Origin of the sequence: Nitrosomonas sp. (genome assembly GCF_019752095.1) — a bacterium.
Lineage (GTDB): Bacteria > Pseudomonadota > Gammaproteobacteria > Burkholderiales > Nitrosomonadaceae > Nitrosomonas.
On the sequence record NZ_JAIEMO010000007.1, the window covers coordinates 19,198 to 39,720 of the forward strand.

The following is a 20,523-nucleotide window of genomic DNA, read 5'->3' on the forward strand; positions in this document are numbered from 1 at the left end:
TGTCCTTGTGAGCTTATTTGTTAGCTATTTGATGATAGTTTTAAACCGATCGGTGGTTTTGACCAGGGCCGATTTTATACCGGGTTCCCAAGCCGAATGACCGGCGTCATCAATAATGATGTATTCAGCTTGTGGCCAGGCCTGGTGTAGATCATCGGCACTGACAATCGGGCAGACTGCATCATAGCGCCCTTGCACAATGGTGGCGGGAATGTTGTGGAGTTTGTGCACGTTTCTCAGCAAAGAGTTTTCCGGTAGGAAAATGTTGTGGCTAAAGTAGTGTGCTTCCATACGTGCTAAGCCCAGCGCGACGGTATCACTGGCAAAGTAGCTGATCGTGGCTGGATTCGGCAACAGTGTGGAGCAGGAGCCCTCGTAGGTACTCCAAGTACGCGCGGCAGGCAAATGTATGGTTGGATCAGGATTCATCAAGCGCTGATAATAAGCCGCAAGAATATTGTTGCGTTCTTCCGTTGAAAGCGGTGCGACTAAAACATGCCAAGCTTCGGGAAATAAATTGCGTAGCCCGTAAAGAAACCAATCAATCTCCTGTTTGCGGCAAAGAAAAATTCCCCGCAGTATAAAGCCCAGGCAGTGTTCAGGATGTGCTTCGCCGTAGGCAATTGCCAACGTGCTGCCCCAAGAGCCTCCAAATACCAGCCATCGATCAATTTCCAGATGTCGTCTGAGTAATTCCAGGTCGTGAATCAAATGTGGAGTTGTATTTTCTCGAATTTCACCGAGTGGGGTCGAGCGACCTGCGCCTCTTTGATCATAAATGACAATGCGATAATAGTCCGGATCAAAGAAACGCCGGTGCATTGGGGTTGATCCGGCTCCGGGGCCGCCATGCAGGAATATTACAGGGATTCCGGCAGGGTTTCCGGATTCTTCCCAATACATGGTATGAATTTCGTCTAAGGGTAGTTTTCCTTGGTTATGGGGCTCGATTTCGGGGTATAGTTCAGCAGCTAAATGATTGTTCATAGTGTGAGCGAATAATGGTTTCTGATTAATGAATCATGAAATTGAAAGAATAGCGTGATAAACCGCACAGAGTTTAAAGCTTAAATGAATTATAGTTCTGATATATTGCTTGAAAGATTGCATAGGTTACATACTGTATCAATGTTTTAAGGAATAATATATGCCCAATACTATACTGAAGGGACGGGAAGTTTCCATGTTACGGGAAGAGATGGAGATTTTAATGAATGAGCGTCAATGTTTGCTGGATGCCACAGGAGCTGCGGCTATGTTTGTAGCCAAATTGGACAGTACAGTGTTGCCGGAGTCGGCTTGCCAGGCGGCTAAAATTTTATCCAGTTCACTTAATAACTTACCCGAGGAGACCTTACGGGATGCGTTGGAAAGAGTGAAGTTAGTATCTGCTGTCCGTGCATGAAAAAAAGAAAGATCTAGTTGCACCAAAGGTTGGGCTTGTGCTGACCGGAGGGGGGGCACGTGCAGCCTATCAAGTGGGCGTATTGCGCGCTATTGCAGAGATGTTGCCAGATAAGTCGCGCAATCCGTTTCCTGTTATTTGTGGAACATCAGCAGGCGCCATTAACGCTGCCAGCATCGCCGTTGCCGCCAACAATTTTGCTGAAGGTGTAGCGCAGTTAGAGGATGTTTGGTCAAATTTTCATGTAAATCAGATTTACCGTTCGGATCTGGTCGGCGTGATGCATAACACTTTGCGGTGTATGTTATCGCTAGTGTCGAGTGAGTACGGTCAGCATAATCCAATTTCCTTGCTGGATAACGCTCCATTGGAAACATTGTTAAGCAGCCGCTTTTCTTTTCGCGCCATTCAACATTGTATTCGTTCCGGTTCGTTACATGCCTTAGGATTGACCGCATGGGGTTATACCTCGGGGCAGTCGGTTACTTTTTATCAAGCAGCAAGAGAGGTCAGGCCTTGGAAAAGGGCGCAGCGGTTGGGTGTCCCGGTTGAAATCGGAGTTGAGCATTTAATGGCTTCTTCATCGATACCATTCATTTTCCCTGCGGTAAAATTAAATCGTGAATTCTTTGGTGACGGCTCTATGCGTCAGATGGCGCCGATCAGTCCGGCACTTCATCTGGGTGCTGACAAAGTGCTGATTATTGGCGTGCGTAAACCAGTAACAAATGAGCCAAAACGTACTAGCACCACAAGCTATCCACCTTTTGCCCAGATCGCGGGACATGCATTGAACAGTATTTTTGTCGATAGCCTGGATGTTGATCTGGAGCGTTTGCTGCGCATCAACGAAACGCTGAAATTGATCCCCCATGAAGTGTTTAAAGAAAAAAATATTTCACTGCGCCCGGTTGAAGCGATGATGATTGCGCCCAGCGAAGGCATCAATGTGATTGCGCAGAAATATGCTTTTACTCTGCCATGGATCATGCGTTCTCTATACCGTGCTATTGGTGCCATGGGACCCAATGGATCGACTTTATTGAGTTACGTACTATTTGAAGTGCCTTTCTGTCGACATTTAATTGAGCTAGGTTATAACGATACTTTGCAGCAAAAAGATGAACTGCTGAAGTTTATTGGTGTTCAAGATAAGGTAGAGAAAAATAGTAATTGAGTTTCTTGTGATTTTGATTTGAATTTTAGTCGGGAAGGATTAAATGGCTTTTGATAGTCCGCAATTCTGGATTGCTGTTATGCAAATCATTGCGATTGATATCGTGCTTGGGGGCGACAACGCGGTTGTCATCGCGCTTGCCTGTCGGCGTCTGCCGGAACATCAGCGCAAGCTAGGCATTATGTGGGGTGTTGTAGGCGCCATTGGATTACGCGTTATGCTGATCTTTTTTGCATTAAGTTTGCTTGCCATCCCTTACCTGAAGATCGTTGGCGCGGTTTTATTGGTATGGATCGGTATCAAACTACTGCAACCGGAACCCATAGAAGTGCACGAAGTTGGCGCCAGTACAACTTTATTAGGTGCGATTAAAACGATCATTGTGGCCGATGCCGTAATGAGTCTCGACAATGTGATTGCTATCGCGGGCGCAGCCAAAGATAGTATGGGTCTGGTAATTTTTGGTTTAGTCATCAGTGTGCCAATTATTGTATGGGGCAGTCAATTGGTGATGAAAGTCATGGATCGTTATCCGATAACGATTGTGATCGGTGCCGGGCTGTTGGGATGGATCGCAGGTGATATGGCGGTTACCGATGTGGTTACCAAAGATTGGGTCAGCATGCAGGCAAAATATTTACATTGGATTGCTCCGGCGGCAATGGCTTTTCTGGTGATTATGCTGGGTAAAACGCTGGCTGCCCGGCATCCGGTGGAGATTGCTCCTGTCATTGATCTGGTTGATGAGAAAAAATCCAAATAATAATTTCTATGATTAAAAATAAAGAGATTGATCATGCTAAAAATCCTGCTACCTGTTGATGGCTCTGATAATTCCAATAAAACAGTCAGTGAGTTTATTCAATTACTGGATTGGTATAAGGAAAAACCGGAATTGCATCTATTGAACGTGCAATATCCTCTGGATGGCAACGTCTCATTATTTATTAATCAGACGGATATCAAACAATATCATCAGGATGAAGGATTAAAAAGCCTGCAATCTGCACGCGATTTACTCGATCAAGCGGGAGTTTCCTGCCAACATCACATCACTGTCGGGGATCCGGCTCAAATGATTGTTCGTTTTGCGGTCGAAAAGCAATACCATCAGATTGTCATGGGGCCACGTGGTAAAGGCAGCATACAAGGTATGCTGCTAGGATCGGTGACTAGCAAAGTGATGCAGCTATCAAGTCTCCCCGTATTGTTGGTTAGATGATGTCTTTCTGAGGCCAACGTATGAAACTCAGGGTGTTGGGATGTAGCGGAGGAATAGGGAGTGGTGCGCAGACCACGGCCATGCTATTGGACGATGATGTGCTGATCGATGCAGGAACCGGTGTGGGGAATTTGACCATCGAGGAAATGGTCAAGATTGATCATATCTTAGTGACACACGCACACCTGGATCATGTGGCTTTTATTCCTTTTCTCGTGGATACGGTTGGTTCCATGCGCGCCAGGTCGATAACCATTCATGCCATACCAGCAACACTGGAGATATTGCAAAAACACTTGTTTAATTGGTATCTCTGGCCGGATTTTACAAAAATTCCCGATGTTGCAACACCTTATATGCGCTATGAGGCTTTGGCACTGGATCAAACAATTTGCCTCAAGCAACGCAAAATAACGCCCTTACCTGCGAATCATACTATCCCGGCGGTGGGTTATCAGCTTGATTCCGGACAAGCCAGCCTTGTGTTCACCGGTGACACTACAACTAATGATGCGCTATGGATGGCCGTTAATAAAATTGAGAATCTGAAATATTTAATTATTGAATCGGCTTTCTGTAATCAGAGGCGAGACATCGCACAAAGATCCCGGCACTATTGTCCAAGCTTGCTGGCGGAAGATCTGAAAAAACTAGAACGAACAGCGGAGATATTTATCACGCACTTAAAACCAGGCGAAGCTGAAATAACGATGCAACAAATCAGTGAATGTATTGGAAATTATCATCCTCGCCAGCTAGAGAACAATCTATTACTTGAATTTTAGGATGTGATGCTATGAATGCAACGGTACTAACGCCTCATAAGCCAAAAGATGCTTCTAATATCTCTGGAGGAGCAAGTGCAACTGTGAATTTCCAGAAAGTTATCAGCAAGATAAATACTGCCAATAATTTAGACGAAATCATGGCGGAAGTCAGTAAAGATATTTGTGCATTATTTAATGCGGATCGACTAACAATTTATTTATTGAATGCAGACAAATCATGTTTTGTATCACGGGTTAAAACAGGGCTTGATTCGTTTCAGGATTTGCAAATGCAGGTAATGGAGAAGAGTATTGTTGGTTTTGCCGGCTTACACAAGAAAGTTGTTAATATTGAGGATGTTTACAATAAATCCGAGCTAAAAAAAATTAGCGCATCGCTTACTTTTTCCAATGATGTCGACAAGCGTACTGGTTATCGAACCAAACAAATGTTGGCGGTGCCGATCTTGAACCCGAATAATCAAGAGCTGCTCGGCGTGGTGCAGGTTATTAACAACCACAGTAATGAGCCTTTTCCTGCGGCGACAGTGAAAGGCGTAACGGAAGTTTGTCAAACCCTGGCAGTTGCATTTAATCAGCGGCAACAACCGGAGCAGTTGATTAAATCCAAATATGATTATCTGATTCTTGATGCCCTGATCTCATCTGCGGAGCTTGATCTTGCAACCCGTTCGGCACGTAAAAAAGGTTGTGATTTGGAAGATGTGCTGGTGGATGAATTTCAGATTGGTTTGCCGCTCATCGGTAAGGCGCTGGCTTTGTTCTTTGGGGCCAAATACGAGCCTTTCAGAGCTGATAGAATCAAGCCAATGGATTTACTCAGGAATATTAAAAAAGATTATGTTGAAAGTAATGCCTTGTTACCGATTGATGAAACCAAGGATGGGCTGGTAGTTTTAACGCTCGATCCGGAGCAGATCAAGTCACAACGCATTGCAAACACGATTTTCCCCAAGTACAAGATTATTTATGCAGTGACCACCAAACGTGAATTCACGGCGACGGTGGAGCAGTTTTATGGCGGCAGTCAGGATGAGACCGGAAGCGGTGATATCAATGAAATGCTCTTTAATCTTGGGGATGAGCATGTTGAAGATAGCGCTAACGAAATAGAGGAATCTTCAGCGGCATCGGACAATGAATTAGTCAAGCTGGTGAATAAAATCATCATTGATGCCTATAAGATGGGGGTGTCAGACATTCATATTGAGCCTTTCCCGGGCAAGGAAAAAACCAAAATCCGTTTCCGCAAGGATGGCTCGCTGATGCCTTATATTGAAATTCCAGCCAGTTATCGCAATCCGTTGGTGACGCGGCTAAAAATCATGTGCGACCTGGATATTTCAGAGAAGCGTAGGCCTCAGGATGGCAAGATTAAATTCAGAAAGTTTTCACATCTGGATATTGAGCTGCGGGTTGCTACCATTCCTTCCGCAGGCGGAATGGAAGATGTCGTGATGCGTATTCTGGCCGCCGGGGAGCCGATACCGCTGGATAAAATGGGATTCACTGAGCGTAACTTGGGGGAACTGAAAAAGATCATCAGTAAGCCCTATGGGTTATTTTTTGTGTGCGGCCCCACAGGTTCGGGTAAGACAACCACACTACATTCGGTTCTGAAATATCTCAATCGCGACGATACCAAAATATGGACCGCGGAAGACCCGGTCGAGATTACCCAAAGGGGATTGCGGCAGGTGCAGATTAACGTCAAAGCCGGGCTGACTTTTCCAGCGATCATGCGCTCGTTTCTGCGTGCGGATCCCGATATCATCATGGTGGGCGAGATGCGCGACAAGGAAACGACCAGCATCGGCATTGAAGCATCGCTCACAGGGCATTTGGTTTTAGCCACATTGCATACCAACAGCGCGCCGGAATCGGTGATTCGTTTGTTGGATATGGGGATGGATCCATTCAACTTTTCTGATGCGTTGCTCGGTGTTCTGGCGCAGCGGCTGACTAAACGCTTATGCAAATGCAAGGAATCGTATGTGGCCGATGAACGGGAGATCAACGCACTATTGAACGAATACTGCGAGGAACTCAGAAATATTGATCATTTCAAAGCCAATCCCGATGCAGCCATCCAAGAAATCCGCCAGCAATGGGTCGAACGTTACGGCGATGAAAGCGGCCAAATTACGCTGCATAAGCCGGTTGGTTGTGATCATTGCAATAACAGCGGTTTTTCCGGCCGGGTGGGATTGCATGAACTAATGACCGCCAGCGATGCGCTGAAAAAGAATGTTCAGGAACGCGCGCGCGTGGCGGAAATGCTGGTGACGGCTTTAGGCGAGGGGATGCGCACGTTGAAGCAGGACGGTATTGAAAAGGTTCTGCAAGGCGTGACGGATATCCATCAAGTACGGATAGTGTGTATCAAGTAACCGATTGAATGTGACGTAAATGGTCACATTCTGGCGTAATGTGTTGCTGTGTCCTGAACTGTAAGCGAATCAACAACGAAATTGCGATTTTATACAGAGCGAGATGATCGGTTTTCTGCTATTTTTTGATAAATGTTTGATTTCCACCCGAAGGTTTTCCTGTCAAAAATCCTTCTGCACTGATGTCTTCGTCGAGGTCTTTCTAGTTATTTAGTGTCCTGTTCCAATTAGACGTAAATTATTCTCCTCCGTACGGGAAGCAAAGTGTGCTTTGGGTATCGCTACTTCCAGTGAAGAAAGCTTTGAATAGCCTGTTTATATGTCATTTCAAAAGTATGTTAACCAGTAATATAGATTTCTCGCGATACTCGATGTTCTGAGTTTGATGTGGAGATGGTGAAGTATTCCTTGGGACTGCGTGTTACGAGTTCTACAAATATAAAATCAGATGATCAAAAATAAAAAACCGCCTTATCAAAGGCGGTTTTTTCTGAAGGTTATGGGGACTAGCAATACCCAACAGTAGTACAGGTACCAGTTTTTACCCATTGTATAGGAATTCCTACGCCCGTGGAGGTACCAGTGAGGATATAAGTTTCGCCGGCCAGACCATTTGCATTCGCTGCAGTCATGGTAATTGCAGCTGTAAGTGGGCCATTTCCACCAACAGTTCCGGAAGCTACATTGCCGCTAGCGGCAATAGGTCCAGGTACACCATTTGTAGAGTTTGTACAGTTTTGTAAAGAGCCTAGCTCCTGAAAACAGAGTTCTATGCCGAGTTTGAGAGGTGCGGCTGCTGATACTACTTCGCTAAATCTAGCCTTGTTGGTGTAGGTTTGATAAGCAGGAACAGCGATTGCAGCCAAAATGCCGATAATAGCGACAACGATCATTAACTCAATCAATGTGAAACCTTTTTGTGTGTGTTGCATTTGTTGTTCTCCTTTAGATTAATTGGGGCACACTGTGAGTGTGTGAAGCTTCATAAGCATAAATTGTGCCAAAAACTATTTTGTACGATAATTACTATTAAATAAATAGTAATTTATCGATCTGCTATTGCTGTCTTATTCGCGTTGTCAGCTAACAGCAGTGCATGATTTGGGTTGGATTGCACTATTTTTTTGCAGTGTGGTGTATCAATCGCCAAAAACTTCTTCCCACAGGATTAATACGGCATTACGATCATCTTTTAAATGATTGTCGTCGATCCGGGTAAATTTTTGCGTTTTTCCATCGCCAGGCGTACGCGCTGTTATGTCCGTATCGCCATTTAATCGCTGGCGATGCTGGATGCGGCGAAACTCGCGGTACGCTGAGCGTACTTTCTCAGCAGTATTGACAGAAATCAGTCCAAGTTCCCCCGCTAGTTTTAATAACGCGATGTTGCCGATATTGCCAGTGAGTTGCGGATATTGGCAAGCATAGCCTAAGACCAAATATTGCACCATGAATTCAACGTCAATGATGCCGCCACGGTCATGCTTGATGTCAAACAAGGCGGTTGGATTGGGATGAACATCCAGCATTTTTTCGCGCATTTTCAGAATCTCTTGCTTCAGTTTGACCACATCGCGTGGTTTGCACAAAATCTCCTTGCGGGTATTTTCAAAAACTTCCCCAGCGCGCGGGTCGCCCATCACGAAACGCGCCCGGGTCAGTGCCTGATGTTCCCATACCCAAGCTTGTTCATGCTGATATTGCGCGAAAGCTTCCATCGAGCTGACCAGCAAACTGGTTTCGCCATTCGGACGTAGCCTCAAGTCAGTTTCGTACAGTAATCCGGCCGATGTGTGGCGCGTGAGCCAGGTGTTGATGCCTTGTCCCAGCTTGGTGTAGATCTCTGCAGCATCGGGATGGTCGTCTTGGTACAGAAAGACCAAGTCGAGGTCCGAGACATAGCCGAGTTCTTTTCCGCCCAGTTTGCCATAGCCGATAATGGCAAAGGCCGGTTGTTCCCGATGGCGTTTCTTTAAGCCCGCCCAGGCGAGATTCAGTACACTTTTCAAGATCAAATCAGCTAGCGCAGTCAGGTGGTCGCTGAGCGTTTCAAGCAGCAGAGAACCTTCCAGGTCGGTGACTAATAACCGAAATACCTGTGCATGCTGAAAATGTCGTAATACATCCATTTTCCATTCGATCACGTCATTTTTGGGATTGTTGGCGTGGTTCAATTGGTAATTGAGCTCGTGGTTGAGGGCTGTCCAATCGGGAGTCGGGTGCGGCGCATCGTGACGCAATATTTCATCCAATAATATGGGGTGCCGCCCCAGATAGTCGCTGGCCCACTGGCTGATGCTAACCAGTTTCGCGACCCGTTGCAGGGTGTGGGGATGTTCCAATAACAGCGCCAAATAAGATGTTTGCTCGCTGATCTTCTCAAGTAGCTGCAACATGCGCTCCAGTGTGGTTTCAACCGGCGGGCGTTTGACCACCGCTTCAATTAGCAGAGGAACTAGGGTATTAATTTGCTGTTGGCTGGATTCAGGCAATCGCTGATAGAAAGTGCTTTGATAAAACAGCCGGAGCCGTTCGGATATTTTTTCCGGCTCGGTGAATCCCATTGTGCTCAATTGTGATGCGGCAGCTTCGGTTTGTGAAACATTCTGTGTTTTAGTCTGCCACAGATAAGCCAGCGTGTCGTGCGTGCGTGATTTCTTGGGGGCGGCAAAAATGAGCTCAAAGTGACGCGTTACGTCTCTACGATGAATATCCAATTGACGCATAAAGTCGGCATAGCACTCGAACCCCATGGCGCTTGCAATCAACTGCTGGTCGTCCGGATTCAAGGGCAATGTTTGCGTTTGCTGATCGTCTAGATATTGCAGGCGATGTTCCAGTTTGCGCAGGAAGTGATAGGCATCGATGAGTTCTGTGATAGCTTGTTCCGGCAATTGTTGCTTGTTTTTCAGGCGTTGCAGAGCGCCGAGTGTCGGACGAATACACAGATCGACATCGCGACCGCCGCGAATTAGTTGAAAAACCTGTGTGATAAATTCTATTTCACGAATGCCGCCAGGACCTAGTTTGATATTGTCGTGCATTTCACGGCGCTCGACTTCCTTGCGTAATTGCGCATGTAGATTGCGCATTGATTGATACGCATTAAAATCCAGATATTTCCGGAACACAAAAGGCCTGACTATTTTTTCCATGAGCGCCGATCTGGCTTCTGTGCCAGATCGATCTGCGATTACCCGGCTTTTGATCCAGGCGTGACGTTCCCACTCTCTTCCCTGCTTGATGAAATATTCCTCCAGCATTGGGAAACTGATGGCTAACGGACTGTTCTCACCATGTGGGCGCAAGCGCATGTCGACCCGGAATACATAACCGTCTACAGTAAAATCATTAAGACTAGCAATTAATTTACGTCCAAGACGAGCGAAGAATTCATAGTTTGAAATTGATTTGGCGCCATCGGTTTCACCCTCTTCCGGATAGACGAAGATTAGATCAACATCGGATGATACGTTGAGCTCGCCACCACCCAGCTTGCCCATGGCGACGACCAACAGATGCTGAATGTTATGGCTATGCTCACCTCGCGGTAAGCCAAAGCGATTAGGTTGTGCCAGCCAGCTTTCATGGTGTTGAAGCGCGAAATTGATCGTGACTTCGGCAAGTTCTGTCATGCATGACATGACTTCGTATAAATCTGCTTGGCCATTGATGTCACGAACAAATAGATGAAGCATGACTTGTTTGCGTAAATTGCGCAGTACCCCGTGTAAAGTTTCTTCATCCGTGATATGTTTGGCGTGAGAGACGAGGAATGTCTGCATTTCGACTTTTCGGAGAGGAAGTTGAAGAGCTTTCAGCAGCACATACTTGCGTGCGGGTTCGCTTTCTAACAGACGTTGTGCATAGCGGCTGAATGGTAATGCCGTTATCAGTGCTGCATCTGGAGAGTGATCGGGAGTGTCCATTATCAAGCGATTAATTCTTTGCTATAAGCCAGTTGAGGATCTGCTGATACCAGGTTAAACAAAATCAAAATAGAACGTTATTATTAGAGTAAATGTTAGAATTTTGCATAATAATATGAATCCATGATTTTATATGGAATAATTAACAAAAAAGAAAAGGTGCTTGATAAAAACGAGAGCCCAATAGCAATTTGCCGATACTTCGTTGATTGCTACGGATTTAAATAATCAAAGCGATTTACCACACAAGAGAGCATGACTGATAACGATCTATGAAGGAAAATGGGAAGCACAAGGGATTTCGTGTGGCTGCAATTCAAATGGCTTCGGGTCCAAGCGTAACCGCAAATCTGGAGGAGGCGGCGCGTCTGATAGAGGATGCAGTTTCACAGCAGGCTAAACTGATTGTGTTGCCTGAGTATTTTTGTATCATGGGGATGAAGGATACGGATAAGTTGGCAGCGCGGGAGCAACCCGGCGATGGGCAAATCCAGAAATTTCTGAGTGATACGGCAAAACGTTTAGGGATATGGCTGGTGGGGGGATCGGTGCCATTGGCATCGCCAGATCCGGATAAAATTTATAATAGTTGCTTGGTCTATGCGGATAATGGGGAGCAGGTTGCGCGTTACGACAAAATTCACTTGTTCGGGTTGCGATTGGGACATGAACATTATGCCGAGGAAAAGACCATTAAAGCCGGGGATAAAGTAGTGACTGTGGATTCACCGTTTGGCCGTATTGGTTTATCGATATGTTACGATTTGCGGTTTCCGGAACTGTTTCGCCTCATGAAGAATGTTGATATTATCCTTGCGCCTGCGGCATTTACCGCAATTACCGGGAAAGCGCATTGGGAAGTATTGGTGCGTGCACGTGCGGTCGAAAATATGGCCTATGTGATTGCACCTGGACAGGGCGGATATCATGTGAACGGGCGTGAAACAAACGGGGATAGCATGATTGTTGATCCCTGGGGGGTGGTAATGGAACGTCTGCCACGTGGTTCCGGAGCCGTGGTGGCGACCATTGATCCGGATTACCAGACTAGTTTGCGGGCAAATTTGCCTGCGTTGAATCATCGAACTTTACAATCTTGTTAAATCAAAGTGTTTCGTGCACTGAATCAGCGCTATTCGGCTGGTGCGCGATCTATTGAACAGTGACAGCATATATGACCATAGAGTGTATGACAGAACCCAGAGATTTTATTGCAATTGCAGACCGTTGCTTGTTGACGCCATACGATATTGATGCTGCCGAATTGCAGCGAGTGATGGGTCAAATACTCACGCATAAAATCGATTATGCGGATCTATACTTTCAATATAGTCGTTCGGAAGGTTGGATGCTGGAAGAAGGTATTGTCAAGTCAGGTAGTTTCAACATTGAACAGGGTGTTGGAGTTCGCGCTATCAGCGGAGAAAAAACCGGATTTGCTTATTCCGATGATATCAGTATGCCTGCACTGGTATCGGCGGCTCAGGCAACACGGGCCATTGCCAATCAAGGTGCCATGCATTCAGTACAGGTGGCGAAGCGCAACGATGTAGATCAGAGAACTCAACTGTATTTGCCTGAGGATCCGATAGCGAGCCTTAAAGATGCTGACAAAGTAGCATTGTTGGAGAAAGTTGAGCGGTATACCCGGCAACTTGATCGCAGGGTTACTCAGGTCGTGGCATCACTCGCAGGTGAATATGAGGTTATATTGGTTACCCGAAGTGACGGATTGCTTGCCGCTGATGTGAGGCCATTGGTCAGATTGTCGTTGCAGGTGATTGCCGAAGAAAACGGTCGTCGTGAGCAAGGTGTCGCTGGCGGTGGTGGGCGTTTCAGTTATGCTTATTTTACCGATGAGATTTTGCAGGACTATGCACAAAAAGCTGTGCATCAGGCAATTGTGAATCTGGATGCTCGTCCGGCGCCTGCGGGGACTATGACGGTTGTTTTGGGCAGTGGTTGGCCTGGGATATTGCTGCATGAGGCGATTGGTCATGGTTTGGAAGGGGACTTTAACCGCAAAGGCAGCTCCGCTTTCTCAGGGCGCATTGGTGAGCGCGTCGCAGCTCCTGGTGTCACAGTAGTCGATGATGGAACAATTCCACGCAGGCGAGGATCGTTAAATATTGATGATGAGGGCAACCCAACCCAATGTACTGTATTGATAGAAGATGGCATACTGAAAGGCTATTTGCAGGATAGTTTGAATGCTCGATTGATGGATTCTTCAGTGACAGGCAATGGCCGGCGTGAGTCTTTCGCACATATCCCTATGCCACGTATGACCAACACATATATGCTGAATGGTGACAAAGATCCGGCGGAAATTATTGCTTCAGTGAAACGTGGTCTATATGCTGCGAATTTTGGTGGAGGGCAGGTTGATATCACCAGCGGAAAATTTGTTTTTTCTGCTGCGGAAGCTTATATGATTGAAGACGGAAAAATCACCTACCCGGTTAAAGGGGCCACCTTGATCGGTAACGGGCCTGATGTGTTGACCAGAGTTTCGATGATTGGTAACGATATGTTGTTGGATCCAGGGGTGGGAACCTGTGGTAAAGAAGGCCAAAGCGTACCGGTGGGTGTTGGGCAACCAACATTGCGGATTGATGGGCTGACTGTGGGTGGTACAGGTGTTTGACGGCAGGATAGAGAACCTTGTTGTTGAAAATTTTTAACTTATTGAATTGACATTGGGATGTGAAAAGCATGAGTGCGGAATTAACCGGTGCTGAAATTACCATACGGTGTTTGCAGGAAGAAGGTGTGAATTGCATTTTCGGCTATCCTGGCGGGGCTGTGTTATTTATTTATGATGAATTGTTTAAACAGGATAAGGTGCGGCATATTCTGGTGCGCCACGAACAGGCGGCAGTACATGCGGCGGATGGCTATGCACGTTCCAGCAATAAAGTGGGGGTAGCGCTGGTGACTTCTGGTCCCGGTGTAACCAATGCTGTGACAGGTATTGCCACGGCTTATATGGATTCCATCCCGATGGTAGTGATTAGCGGTCAGGTGCCGACTAATGCTATTGGTTTGGACGCATTCCAGGAAGTTGATACCGTGGGGATAACACGTCCTTGTGTCAAACATAATTTTCTGGTGAAGGATATTACAGAGCTGGCGCATACGATTAAAAAGGCTTTTTACATCGCGTCTACTGGTCGTCCAGGCCCTGTGCTGGTGGATATCCCGAAGGATGTTTCGCAGCAGAAGACCAAATTTGTTTATCCCGATAAGGTAACGATGCGTTCCTATAATCCCGTGACCAAAGGACACGCCAAGCAGATTAAAAAAGCGCTCGAACTGATTCTCAGCGCTAAGCGTCCAGTGGTTTATGCGGGCGGCGGGGTAATACTGAGTGATGCTGCACCGCAATTGACTGAATTGGTGCAAACGCTGAATTTTCCTTGTACCAATACGCTAATGGGATTGGGGGGATATCCAGCAACCGATAAGCAGTCACTGGGTATGTTAGGGATGCATGGTACTTATGAAGCGAACATGGCAATGCAATATTGTGATGTTTTGATTGCTGTCGGTGCTCGATTTGATGATCGTGTAATTGGTAATCCCAAGCATTTTTCTAATGAGAATAGAAAAATTATTCATATTGATATTGATCCATCATCCATTTCAAAGCGCGTAAGGGTAGACATACCTATCGTGGGTGATGTTTTGGAGGTGCTCAAGGAATTAATCAAGTTACTTAAAACTGAAAAAGATAAACCGGATCATGTTGTGTTGAAGGAATGGTGGAAACAGATTGATTTGTGGCGAGAACGGGATTGTCTTAAATTTGATCGTAAGAGCAAAATTATCAAGCCGCAGATGGTGATCGAGAAACTGTTCGAGATTACTAAAGGTGATGCATTTATTACTTCCGATGTGGGCCAGCATCAAATGTGGGCGGCGCAGTTTTATAAGTTTGATAAGCCTCGGCGCTGGATCAATTCCGGTGGGCTCGGCACGATGGGATTTGGCATGCCTGCCGCAATGGGAGTGCAATTGGCAAACCCGAATGGGAAAGTGGCTTGTGTTACTGGTGAAGCAAGTATCCAAATGTGCATTCAGGAATTATCAACCTGTAAGCAGTATAAATTACCGTTGAAAATTATTAACCTGAATAATCGCTACATGGGAATGGTCAGGCAATGGCAAGAGTTTTTTCACGGAAATCGTTATGCAGAGTCGTATATGAATGCGCTGCCTGATTTTGTGAAACTGGCCGAAAGTTACGGGCATATCGGAATCAAAATTGAAAAACCGGAAGATGTTGGAGATGCCTTAAAAGAGGCATTTAAGCTTAAAGATCAACTGGTATTTATGGATTTTATTACGGATCAGTCCGAAAATGTTTTTCCCATGGTGCCGGGTGGTAAGGGACTCTCTGAAATGATTCTGGTATAGAAAAATAAATGCGACATATTATCTCAATATTAATGGAAAATGAGGCAGGTGCTTTGTCTCGTGTAGCAGGTCTGTTTTCAGCGCGTGGTTATAATATTGAATCGCTTTCAGTTGCGCCTACTGAAGATCCAACTTTGTCACGAATGACACTGGTAACCGTCGGATCAGATGAAGTCGTGGAACAAGTAACCAAGCAATTGAATAAGCTGATTGAAGTGGTGAAAATTATAGATCTGAGCGATGGGAATCATATCGAACGTGAATTGATGTTGGTGAAGGTACGTGCCGTTGGTGCGGAACGCGAGGAGATTAAGCGGCTAGCTGAAATTTTTCGTGGTTCTATTATCGATGTTACAGATAAATCTTATACCATCGAACTAACGGGTACCAGCGAGAAATTGGATGCATTTCTTGAAGCTACTGAAAGTAACGCAGTACTCGAAACCGTGCGAACTGGCGCTTCTGGTATTGGGCGCGGAGAATGGATTTTGAAGGTATAATTCATATTTGCCAGTTTGTCCGGATCTCAAGGTCAGTAATCCAGAGTATTCAATTCGTCAGAAAGTATTCTCTCTATTACTCTCCTGTTTTACCCTAATTTTGTTTAAAAGGAAAATAATGAAAGTTTATTACGATAAAGACGCAGATTTATCTCTCATAAAAGGAAAAAAAGTAACTATATTGGGCTATGGTTCACAGGGGCATGCGCATGCCAATAATCTGAGTGAATCGGGCGTTAAGGTTACCGTAGGTTTGCGCAAAGGTGGGGGATCTTGGGGTAAGGCGGAAAATGCAGGCTTAAAGGTTAAGGAAGTTGCTGAGGCGGTTAAAAATGCAGATGTTGTGATGGTTTTATTGCCCGATGAAGAAATTGGATCGGTATATAAAAAGGAGATCGAGCCAGGGTTAAAGAAAAGCGCAACGTTGGCTTTTGCCCATGGTTTTAATGTTCATTATGGACAGGTAACACCCCGTGAAGATCTCGATGTCATCATGATTGCGCCAAAAGGACCTGGCCACTTAGTGCGTTCTACTTATTTGCAGGGTGGTGGTGTACCGACACTGATAGCGGTACATCAGAACAAATCAGGTAAAGCTCGCGATTTGGCATTATCTTACGCGGCTGCTAATGGAGGTACCCGCGGTGGCGTGATAGAGACAAATTTCCGAGAAGAAACGGAAACGGATTTGTTTGGAGAGCAAGTTGTATTGTGCGGTGGTTTGACTGCGTTGATACAAGCTGGCTTTGAAACCTTGGTAGAAGCAGGATATGCTCCGGAAATGGCTTATTTCGAATGTTTACATGAAGTTAAATTGATTGTCGATCTGATTTATGAAGGTGGAATTGCAAATATGCGCTATTCCATTTCCAATAACGCCGAGTATGGCGATGTGTCGCGCGGGCCGCGTATTGTTACCGATGAAACGCGCGCCGAAATGCGGAAAATTTTGTATCAGATTCAAACCGGTGAATATGCTCGAGAATTTATTCTCGAGAATCAGGCAGGGGCACCTTTACTTAAATCAAGTCGTCGGATTGCATCCGAGCATCCTATTGAGCAAGTGGGCGCCAAGTTGCGTGATATGATGCCGTGGATCAAGAAAAATAAACTTGTTGATCAAGGGAAAAATTAATTCCTTATTTTTATCATCATAATTTTGATTTCTCCATTTATGGAGCTATTGTAGTAATTTATTTATGGCTTATTATCCTCATCCTATTATCGCTCGCGAAGGTTGGCTACATATTGCGATAGCGTTTTCAGCTGCATTGGGTGCAGTATTTTTAGTTGGTTGGCTTTGGTCAATACCATTTTGGGTAATTGCATTTTTCGTTTTACAGTTTTTCCGCGATCCCCCTAGGGAGGTGCCATCTAATCGCAATGCCATATTGGCACCGGCAGATGGCAGGATCGTTGCAGTTGAGAAAACTCAGGATCCTTATTTGGAGCGGGAAGCTGTCAAAATCAGCGTGTTCATGAATGTGTTTAATGTGCATTCCAATCGCAGCCCTATCGACGGTGAGATACGCGATAAATGGTATTTTCCAGGTAAATTCGTAAATGCGGATTTACCCAAGGCATCCCTGGAAAATGAGCGAAATGCGTTATGGATTAAAGCTGATAATGGTGCTGATGTAACTTGCGTTCAAGTGGCAGGGCTTATTGCGAAGCGGATTCTTTGTCAAGTATCGCCAGGAGACCATCTGGCACGTGGGCAACGTTTCGGGTTTATACGCTTTGGTTCGCGAGTGGATGTATATTTACCACTTAACACTAAAATTAATGTCAATATAGGCGATAAAGTGTCAGCAACATTGACAGTTCTGGCAGAGTTTCGTGAAGAATAAGTCGGAAATGTAAGCTAATAAGTGGATTCTTTCTACTTTTTAGTAGGATTTTCTTATCAAAAGTCGGTGTTTATACTGTTTTTATATTGCACTTTTGGGTTACTGATCTATTAATTAGGCTATGTAACAATTAACTGTTGATTGTACAGTACTCTGATGACAAATGATTTTTTGATTGCCATAAAACGACATAACTAATTGTTTATTAATAAATCATGTGATTCTGTAAGTCATTTTCAATAATCAGTTGTGACATAGCCATTAATTATATTCTTGCCATGATCAGCATTTTATTTTATTAACTAATAATGCCAGATTCCATACCAGAACGCACTTTACCCAAGTCTCGATTACGCAGGCGCGGCATCTATTTATTACCGAATTTATTCACAACGGCTGCATTGTTCGCTGGATTCTATGCCATTGTTCAAGCAATGAATGGAAATTTTGAATATTCGGCTATTGCTGTTTTCATTGCAATGGTTCTTGACGGGCTGGATGGTCGAGTGGCACGTCTTACTGGAACTCAAAGTGAGTTCGGTGCCGAATACGATAGTATGTCGGATATGGTTTCATTTGGCGTTGCACCTGCATTGATAGTATACGAATGGGCCTTGAAAGAAATGGATCAGTGGGGCTGGATTGTCGCATTTATATACTGTGCATGTGCAGCTTTACGGCTCGCGCGATTCAATACTAATATAGAAGTGGTTGATAAGCGTTTTTTTCAAGGCCTTCCCAGTCCTGCGGCTGCTGCGTTGATAGCGGGGCTTGTTTGGGTGACGCTTAATTTTCAGATACAAGGCAGTGATGTTAAATGGCTGGCAAGTATCGTTACACTGTTTGCCGCATTAACCATGGTGAGTAATATTCCGTATTATAGCGGGAAAGAGATAAATCTACGTCGACGGGTACCCTTCTTCACGGTGCTGTTATTAGTTTTGTTCTTCTTTGTATTGATACCTAGTCATCCGCCTCTGGTTTTGTTTTTTTTGTTTGCGGCGTATGCGTTCTCGGGATATTTTATTAAATTATGGCGATTTGGTAAAAGCAAAAGAAGTAGTGAAACAATTAATTCCTGAAATTTGCCTCTTGCATCAAAAAGGAAAACTAATTATATTTCTGACATAATGCTTGAAAAAAAATATAATCATATATTGTCTCTACTGGTAATCTTGATGATACTATCGGATGTATTACTGCGCCCTGCGCGCTAAAATTTTCTATCCCTACTTTCCTTTCTTCCCTATAAAATTCGAAAAACGAATTTTATCTTACTTTAAGATTTCTTCTTCATGTGGAGAGCATAATGCAAGAGCATTTGATTATTTTTGACACGACTTTGCGTGATGGTGAACAAAGTCCGGGCGCATCCATGACTAAAGAAGAGAAGGTGCGTATTGCTTGGCAATTGGAGCGCATGGGTGTGGATGTTATCGAAGCTGGCTTTCCGGCAGCATCAAATGGAGATTTTGAAGCTGTCAAAGCAGTTGCTGATTCAGTCAAAGAAAGCGTGGTGTGCGGGTTAGCTCGTGCAATTGAAACTGATATTCAGCGTACGGGTGAGGCGCTAAAAGGTGCTCAATCAGCGCGTATTCATACTTTTATTGCAACATCTCCGGTTCATATGAAGAAAAAATTGCGAATGTCACCGGATCAGGTAATTGCTCAAGCCGTGAAAGCCGTGAAATGGGCGCGCCAGTATACCGATAATGTTGAGTTCTCCCCGGAAGATGCTGGTCGCTCAGAGCTAGACTTTTTGTGTCAAATACTTGAAGCTGTGATCGACGCAGGAGCAACCACATTGAATATTCCTGATACGGTTGGTTATACCATGCCGGATCAGTTCGGTACGCTTATTCGAAATTTGCGTGAACGCGTTCCGAATTCAGATCAGGCAATCTTCTCGGTTCATTGTCACAATGATTTAGGGATGGCTGTGGCTAATTCATTGACAGCGGTAATGAATGGTGCGCGCCAAGTTGAATGTACTATCAATGGGTTGGGGGAAAGAGCAGGTAATGCCGCATTGGAAGAAATCGTGATGGCTGTCCGTACCCGTCAGGATTATTTTCCTTGTGATACAAGAATCGATACAACACATATTGTTTCGGCAAGTAAACTGGTTTCCGGTATTACTGGTTTTCCGGTACAACCCAATAAAGCGATAGTGGGTGCAAATGCTTTTGCACATGAGTCGGGTATTCATCAGGATGGCGTATTGAAACACCGCGAAACCTATGAAATCATGCGTGCGGAAGATGTAGGCTGGGGTGCAAACAAATTATTGCTGGGAAAACATTCGGGACGTAATGCTTTCCGAAATCGATTGATGGAACTTGGCATCGAGCTGGAGTCTGAAGAAATGCTCAACAATACTTTCATGCGCTTCAAGGAACTGGCGGATAAGAAACATGAAATATTCGATGAAGATCTGCACGCATTGGTTTCAGATGAAGAGTTAGTGCTGCATGAATGCTTCCGGTTAATCTCATTGATTGTGCATAGTGAGACGGGTGAAATTCCTTACGCGCGAGTGGTAATTTCTGATAATGGAAATGAAATGAGCGCTGATTCCGAAGGAAGCGGTCCCGTAGACGCCACTTTCCGTGCGATTGAAAAATTGCTTTCGAGTGAGGCGAAGCTGCAATTGTACTCCGTTAACAATATTACCAGCGGCACCGATGCACAAGGCGAGGTAACCGTGCGGTTACAAAAATCCGACCGTATTGTTAATGGACATGGCGCAGATACCGATATTGTTGTGGCTTCTGCGAAAGCATATCTGAGCGCATTAAATAAACTATGCAGCAAATTGGAGCGGGCGCATCCTCAGGTTTAGC

The 20,523-nt window shown here is 45.1% G+C and carries 17 protein-coding genes; 14 read left to right on the top strand and 3 right to left on the bottom strand.

Annotation, left to right across the window (positions count from 1 at the left end; translation table 11 throughout):
• Positions 1 to 24 precede the first annotated feature (24 nt).
• A complete protein-coding gene (pip, locus tag K2Q13_RS03040) occupies positions 25 to 987 on the bottom strand; it encodes a prolyl aminopeptidase (RefSeq protein WP_292919186.1) in 963 nt (320 codons plus the stop codon).
• Positions 988 to 1,147: 160 nt separating this feature from the next.
• Between pip and K2Q13_RS03045 the strand changes: the two genes are divergently transcribed.
• From K2Q13_RS03045 to K2Q13_RS03070, 6 genes are read left to right on the top strand one after another with little or no spacing between them, the layout of a single operon-like run.
• Positions 1,148 to 1,405 carry a hypothetical protein gene (locus tag K2Q13_RS03045; protein WP_292919187.1) on the top strand — a complete coding sequence of 86 codons (258 nt, stop codon included), beginning with the start codon at positions 1,148 to 1,150 and terminating at the stop codon, positions 1,403 to 1,405.
• Positions 1,398 to 2,582 (top strand): patatin-like phospholipase family protein, encoded by a 1,185-nt coding sequence (locus K2Q13_RS03050; RefSeq protein WP_292919188.1) that lies wholly within the window; start codon positions 1,398 to 1,400, stop codon positions 2,580 to 2,582. The genes K2Q13_RS03045 and K2Q13_RS03050 overlap by 8 nt, the downstream gene beginning before the upstream one ends.
• Before the next feature lie 43 nt (positions 2,583 to 2,625).
• Positions 2,626 to 3,345 carry a TerC family protein gene (locus tag K2Q13_RS03055; RefSeq protein ID WP_292919189.1) on the top strand — a complete coding sequence of 240 codons (720 nt, stop codon included), beginning with the start codon at positions 2,626 to 2,628 and terminating at the stop codon, positions 3,343 to 3,345.
• 33 nt (positions 3,346 to 3,378) lie between these two features.
• Positions 3,379 to 3,804, top strand: coding sequence for a universal stress protein (locus tag K2Q13_RS03060; RefSeq protein WP_292919190.1), 426 nt, complete (start codon positions 3,379 to 3,381; stop codon positions 3,802 to 3,804).
• Positions 3,805 to 3,824: 20 nt separating this feature from the next.
• Positions 3,825 to 4,589, top strand: a complete 765-nt coding sequence (locus K2Q13_RS03065; RefSeq protein WP_292919191.1) for a 3',5'-cyclic-nucleotide phosphodiesterase — start codon at positions 3,825 to 3,827, stop codon at positions 4,587 to 4,589.
• Positions 4,590 to 4,600: 11 nt separating this feature from the next.
• A complete protein-coding gene (locus K2Q13_RS03070) occupies positions 4,601 to 6,982 on the top strand; it encodes a GspE/PulE family protein (protein ID WP_292919192.1) in 2,382 nt (793 codons plus the stop codon).
• Positions 6,983 to 7,488: 506 nt separating this feature from the next.
• On the opposite strand, the gene K2Q13_RS03075 is transcribed toward K2Q13_RS03070, so the two are convergent.
• Together K2Q13_RS03075 and glnE are read right to left on the bottom strand one after the other, a co-directional pair.
• Positions 7,489 to 7,914 (bottom strand): prepilin-type N-terminal cleavage/methylation domain-containing protein, encoded by a 426-nt coding sequence (locus K2Q13_RS03075; RefSeq protein ID WP_292919193.1) that lies wholly within the window; start codon positions 7,912 to 7,914, stop codon positions 7,489 to 7,491.
• A gap of 207 nt (positions 7,915 to 8,121) precedes the next feature.
• Positions 8,122 to 10,911, bottom strand: a complete 2,790-nt coding sequence (glnE, locus tag K2Q13_RS03080; protein WP_292919194.1) for a bifunctional [glutamate--ammonia ligase]-adenylyl-L-tyrosine phosphorylase/[glutamate--ammonia-ligase] adenylyltransferase — start codon at positions 10,909 to 10,911, stop codon at positions 8,122 to 8,124.
• A 272-nt stretch (positions 10,912 to 11,183) separates the two neighbouring features.
• On the opposite strand from glnE, the gene K2Q13_RS03085 reads away from it, so the two are divergent.
• The 8 genes from K2Q13_RS03085 to K2Q13_RS03120 all read left to right on the top strand — a co-directional run bounded on the left by K2Q13_RS03085 (position 11,184) and on the right by K2Q13_RS03120 (position 20,522).
• The gene (locus K2Q13_RS03085) at positions 11,184 to 12,014 is read left to right on the top strand and encodes a carbon-nitrogen hydrolase family protein (protein WP_292919195.1); all 831 of its coding nucleotides are present in this window, start codon (positions 11,184 to 11,186) and stop codon (positions 12,012 to 12,014) included.
• 71 nt (positions 12,015 to 12,085) lie between these two features.
• The gene (tldD, locus tag K2Q13_RS03090; protein ID WP_292919196.1) at positions 12,086 to 13,558 is read left to right on the top strand and encodes a metalloprotease TldD; all 1,473 of its coding nucleotides are present in this window, start codon (positions 12,086 to 12,088) and stop codon (positions 13,556 to 13,558) included.
• A 68-nt stretch (positions 13,559 to 13,626) separates the two neighbouring features.
• Positions 13,627 to 15,330, top strand: a complete 1,704-nt coding sequence (locus K2Q13_RS03095; RefSeq protein WP_292919197.1) for an acetolactate synthase 3 catalytic subunit — start codon at positions 13,627 to 13,629, stop codon at positions 15,328 to 15,330.
• An 8-nt stretch (positions 15,331 to 15,338) separates the two neighbouring features.
• Positions 15,339 to 15,830, top strand: a complete 492-nt coding sequence (ilvN, locus tag K2Q13_RS03100) for an acetolactate synthase small subunit (protein WP_292919198.1) — start codon at positions 15,339 to 15,341, stop codon at positions 15,828 to 15,830.
• Between the two features lie 118 nt (positions 15,831 to 15,948).
• A complete protein-coding gene (gene ilvC, locus K2Q13_RS03105) occupies positions 15,949 to 16,965 on the top strand; it encodes a ketol-acid reductoisomerase (RefSeq protein ID WP_292919199.1) in 1,017 nt (338 codons plus the stop codon).
• A gap of 64 nt (positions 16,966 to 17,029) precedes the next feature.
• Complete coding sequence (locus K2Q13_RS03110; protein WP_292919200.1) at positions 17,030 to 17,680, top strand: phosphatidylserine decarboxylase; 651 nt, start codon at positions 17,030 to 17,032, stop codon at positions 17,678 to 17,680.
• 308 nt (positions 17,681 to 17,988) lie between these two features.
• The gene (gene pssA, locus K2Q13_RS03115; RefSeq protein WP_292919201.1) at positions 17,989 to 18,762 is read left to right on the top strand and encodes a CDP-diacylglycerol--serine O-phosphatidyltransferase; all 774 of its coding nucleotides are present in this window, start codon (positions 17,989 to 17,991) and stop codon (positions 18,760 to 18,762) included.
• A 227-nt stretch (positions 18,763 to 18,989) separates the two neighbouring features.
• Positions 18,990 to 20,522 (top strand): 2-isopropylmalate synthase, encoded by a 1,533-nt coding sequence (locus tag K2Q13_RS03120; RefSeq protein ID WP_292919202.1) that lies wholly within the window; start codon positions 18,990 to 18,992, stop codon positions 20,520 to 20,522.
• Position 20,523 lies beyond the last annotated feature (1 nt).